Origin of the sequence: Sphaerochaeta sp., assembly GCF_050178175.1 — a bacterium.
Lineage (GTDB): Bacteria > Spirochaetota > Spirochaetia > Sphaerochaetales > Sphaerochaetaceae > Sphaerochaeta.
Map to the genome: position 1 here is coordinate 1 of NZ_JBFXGH010000172.1, position 3684 is coordinate 3684.

A 3684-nucleotide genomic window follows, 5' to 3' on the forward strand; every position below is an offset into this window, starting at 1 on the left:
ACAAGGAGCATATCGCTACTCCGGCAAACTGGAGACCAGGTCAGGATGTCATCATCCCCACCCCAGGTTCATGCGGTACCGCCAAGGAACGGATGGAAAGCAAGGATGAGAACCAATACTGCCTTGATTGGTTCCTCTGCTTCCGGAAAGAGAAGAAATAACGTACCACAGTAAAAAAAGCATCACAACAACAGGGAGAGCAAAAGCTCTCCCTGTTGTTCTATTCTCACCTAGACAATGGTTATGATTTATTTGTAACTGATGGCACCCTTGGTGCATACCCGCTCACACTCATGGCATACCAGGCACTCGTTCTTGATGATGCGATGTTTCTCTTCCTTTACGATCGCCCCCGAAGGACAGACCCGCTTGCACCTGCCACAGTTGGTGCAAAGATCAGGATCGATCACCATGCGTCTCTTGGCTGCCCTGCTGGGGAGTGAAAGGATGGTTCCGTAGGGACAAAGCCAATGATGCCAGAGTTCTTCTTCAAAGAAGAGCGAGAGGAATACACCGATGGCTACGAGTGCTGGCAGCACAGGCAGTTGTTTGCCTGAGCGTAAAGTGAAAACCATGAGTGCCAGGAAGGCAACCAACAGCAGGATCCTCAGCACACCGTTCTTGAGGAAGGCAGGTGTCTTTATACTGCCCACACGAAACTTCTTTTTCAGGAAGGTGATCGGCTTGAGGAGGGTGTTTATGGGACAGATCCATCCACAGTAGAACCGGGAGAAGAAGAGGGAGAGAACAAGTGAGAGCAGGAAGATTCCCATCCACACCTGTACCTTGCCCCTGATGAGCAGAAAGAGGAAGAGACCGAGAAAAAGAACCTGTACTGTCCGCTGGATGGTTTTCTTCATAACTTATTGTTCCTTGTATACCCTTGGGTGGGGTGCTTTGACAATGAAGAATTCAACCGGTTCTTCGTTGGTGTTGGCTGAGAGTGTTTCTCGTGCTATGGTGAGATAGGCATTGGAATCACTGTAGTGCTCCGGAAGTGCTCCCCCATTGGCCAGAACCACATGGTTGATCATGGCATGGTTATCGCCAACCAGTTTTCCAACGATTTTCTCGTCCGTTTTGGTGTAGGTATATACTGTTTCAGTCACTGTTGACTCCTTTTCAAGATTGGTATTCCTAGCATACCGGAATATTCTCCATTATACTGTTACGTATGTTACACTTTTGGGGGTTTTTATGGATTTCTTTCCTTTGCTTGAAAATCTTTCTCTGTTTGATGGGTTCGATGCAGAAGTGCTCTCCTCCCTTTTCAGGGATGGAGGGGCAAGACTGGGCTCCTACCCCAAGGGACAGATGCTCTATCTGCATGGACAGGTGTGTACCACGCTCGATGTGGTGGTAGCAGGGAAGGTCTCCATCCAGAGCGTTGATGAGGAGGGGAAGGTTTTCAAGGTTCAGATACTGGAACCAGGGGATGTATGGGGTGCAACCCTGCTGTTCAGCCGTTACAACCACTACCCGATGACAGTTGTCAGCGAGGATGATTCGGCAGTGTTGCATCTTCCCAAGGTGCTGGTGCTTGACTTGTGTGAGACAAGGGTGAAATTTCTCTCCTCCCTCCTGGAATTAGTGAGCGACCGTGCACATGAGTTGAGTATGACGGTCACCAAGCTCTCGGCGCAAAGCCTGCGTGAGCGTCTGCTTGCCTATCTGCAGAACCTGTCGGTGATCCAAGGAAGCAATACTGTTGTCCTGCCAACTTCAAAGAAAGAACTTGCAGAGCGGTTGGGATTTGCCCGCACCTCCCTCAGCCGGGAGTTTGCCTCCTTGGTGGAGGAAGGCTTTCTTAGTTATTCAGGGCGAAGGGTGATACTTCACATTTCTTCACAGAATTAAAGAGTAGATGAAGATTTAATCTCTCTGGTTGCCATCCCTCTCTGGTGTTGTTATTACAATAGATGGAAACAACAGATTATGCAGATGGGAGGAGGAAATCCTATGAAACGAATACGTATACTTGTATTGATGACCGTTATACTCACCGTCGGGATGATTGCTGTGGCTGCGACCCCGACAGCAGAGGAGCAGTATGCAACCATCCAGGGCAAAGACCTGAGCAGTCAGAGTCTTGAGGAGATCACCAAGTCATACGATAAACTCAATGAGGCGATTGCCAATGAGGCAGAGCAGGCTCGTAAGCGGTTGTATGAGGCTCGCTCCAAAGGGGACAGGGAAGCCTACTATGAGGCTCGGGAGCATCTGAGCCTGCTGTCCACCTACCACATGGACCAGAATACGAGCGACTATCTTCTTGAAGAGATTCTGGGACTTGATGAGCCAAAGAAAAGTGAATATGCAGCATGGTTGTATGAGAATAGCCCCTATTACCGTCCGACCCTTACCCTGGACTTCTCCTCTGAGGGAGAAAACTATCGCTACAGGTATCAGCAGCAGATTCGCAAGGTCCCTGGCAGCGAGGTCGTCTTGCCATCCAGCGGACAATTGAGGATGAATTCATCGCGCCTTGGTGTGTTGGCCGGTTGGGGAGTGACTCCTGATGAGGTCACCTACCAACCAGGAGAGACAATCAAGATGAGCTATACCAACCAGACCCTGTATGCCATCTACCAGGAAGGGGTTCGATTTGTCGATCCACTCAGCGGGACCGACGTATTCATTGAAAGTGAGGATGTTGAGGTTCCCACTCCGGTAACCGATGATGTATCAGCCATATTTGCAGGTTGGTATGACAAGAGCACCGGCACCTTGATCACTGACCCATCCTCGTATGAAAAGGTAGGAAAGGGGGGCTATTTCGAGGCGCTTTGGAAGCGGCTTGCCATTGATGATATCACCGTTCTTTATTATGACAAGGATGCCCTTCCCACCAATACCCAGATGAGCATGGGCTTTTCCTATGCCAATACCGGGACAGTCGACCTTGCCGGGCTTCGTGCAAAACTGAGCAGCGAAAGCGAATATGTCCGTATTCTCTCTGATGAAATCTATCTTGGTTCATTGGATGCCGGGTTGATGAGTACCAACAACAGCCGTTGGGCCACCAGCAATAAGCAACAGGTACGAGGTGAGAGCAACACGTTCCGTTTCGTTATTGCCTCTGATGCTCCATCAGGGACCGTAATACCCTTCACCTTGCAGGTGAAAAATGACAAGGGTGATACCTGGACACAACATTTCGAGTGCGTTGTCCGCTAATACTGCTCGGCTATATACACACCTTGTAGTTCTCTTGAGGTGCTCATCCCCATCGGGATGGGCACTCCTGTTTCCCTTCCAAGTAGCTTGGCAAGTGGGGAGGATGCGAGTGTGTATACCTCAGTGATTCCTCTTTCCTTAAGAAGGGAGAGCATGCTGGAAGCAGCATCACTGCTCAGTACCATGGTCTCTACAGCCTTACCCTCGCTGATAAAGGCGTAGCCGCCCTCCACAGAGAGCACTTCATAGCCGTCGGTGAGGAAGGACCATGCCTTTTCATCTCGTAGGAGGGCACCCTCTTCACTGGTAGCTTTTCGGTAAATTCTATCCAGGTCCTGGTAGGTATATTGGACAGCGAGACTCTCTCCCCCCCCGTTTTTTGCTTCGAGGGTGAAGGAGAGCACACTGGAGGTGGTGAAATACCCGTTTGCCTCATAGAATGGCCTGACTGCGGGAAAGAGTGTGATGGGGTGGTCATAGGCCTGCCTGGTTGCTTCCAGGAGCTTT

Annotated in this window: 6 protein-coding genes; 3 read left to right on the forward strand and 3 right to left on the reverse strand. The window is 50.2% G+C overall.

Annotation, left to right across the window (positions count from 1 at the left end; all coding sequences use genetic code 11):
- Positions 1 to 11: 11 nt before the first annotated feature.
- A complete protein-coding gene (locus tag AB7S66_RS12005; RefSeq protein WP_428520325.1) occupies positions 12 to 161 on the forward strand; it encodes a hypothetical protein in 150 nt (49 codons plus the stop codon).
- An 87-nt stretch (positions 162 to 248) separates the two neighbouring features.
- On the opposite strand, the gene AB7S66_RS12010 is transcribed toward AB7S66_RS12005, so the two are convergent.
- Positions 249 to 860 (reverse strand): 4Fe-4S binding protein, encoded by a 612-nt coding sequence (locus tag AB7S66_RS12010; protein WP_428520315.1) that lies wholly within the window; start codon positions 858 to 860, stop codon positions 249 to 251.
- Between the two features lie 3 nt (positions 861 to 863).
- Entirely contained in the window at positions 864 to 1109 is a 246-nt protein-coding gene (locus AB7S66_RS12015; protein ID WP_428520317.1) for a cupin domain-containing protein, read from the reverse strand.
- An 88-nt stretch (positions 1110 to 1197) separates the two neighbouring features.
- On the opposite strand from AB7S66_RS12015, the gene AB7S66_RS12020 reads away from it, so the two are divergent.
- Positions 1198 to 1857, forward strand: a complete 660-nt coding sequence (locus AB7S66_RS12020) for a Crp/Fnr family transcriptional regulator (RefSeq protein ID WP_428520319.1) — start codon at positions 1198 to 1200, stop codon at positions 1855 to 1857.
- A gap of 102 nt (positions 1858 to 1959) precedes the next feature.
- A complete protein-coding gene (locus tag AB7S66_RS12025) occupies positions 1960 to 3177 on the forward strand; it encodes a hypothetical protein (protein ID WP_428520321.1) in 1218 nt (405 codons plus the stop codon).
- Here the strand turns inward: AB7S66_RS12025 and AB7S66_RS12030 are convergent.
- A partial coding sequence (locus AB7S66_RS12030; protein ID WP_428520323.1) for a hypothetical protein occupies positions 3174 to 3684 on the reverse strand: 511 nt, incomplete at its 5' end. The two genes, AB7S66_RS12025 and AB7S66_RS12030, sit on opposite strands and share 4 nt — an antisense overlap.

Coding starts and splice junctions, on each gene's coding strand:
- AB7S66_RS12010 (WP_428520315.1), bottom strand. CDS start 860: ATGAAGAAAACCATCCAGCGGACAGTACAGGTTCTTTTTCTCGGTCTC.
- AB7S66_RS12020 (WP_428520319.1), top strand. CDS start 1,198: ATGGATTTCTTTCCTTTGCTTGAAAATCTTTCTCTGTTTGATGGGTTC.
- AB7S66_RS12025 (WP_428520321.1), top strand. CDS start 1,960: ATGAAACGAATACGTATACTTGTATTGATGACCGTTATACTCACCGTC.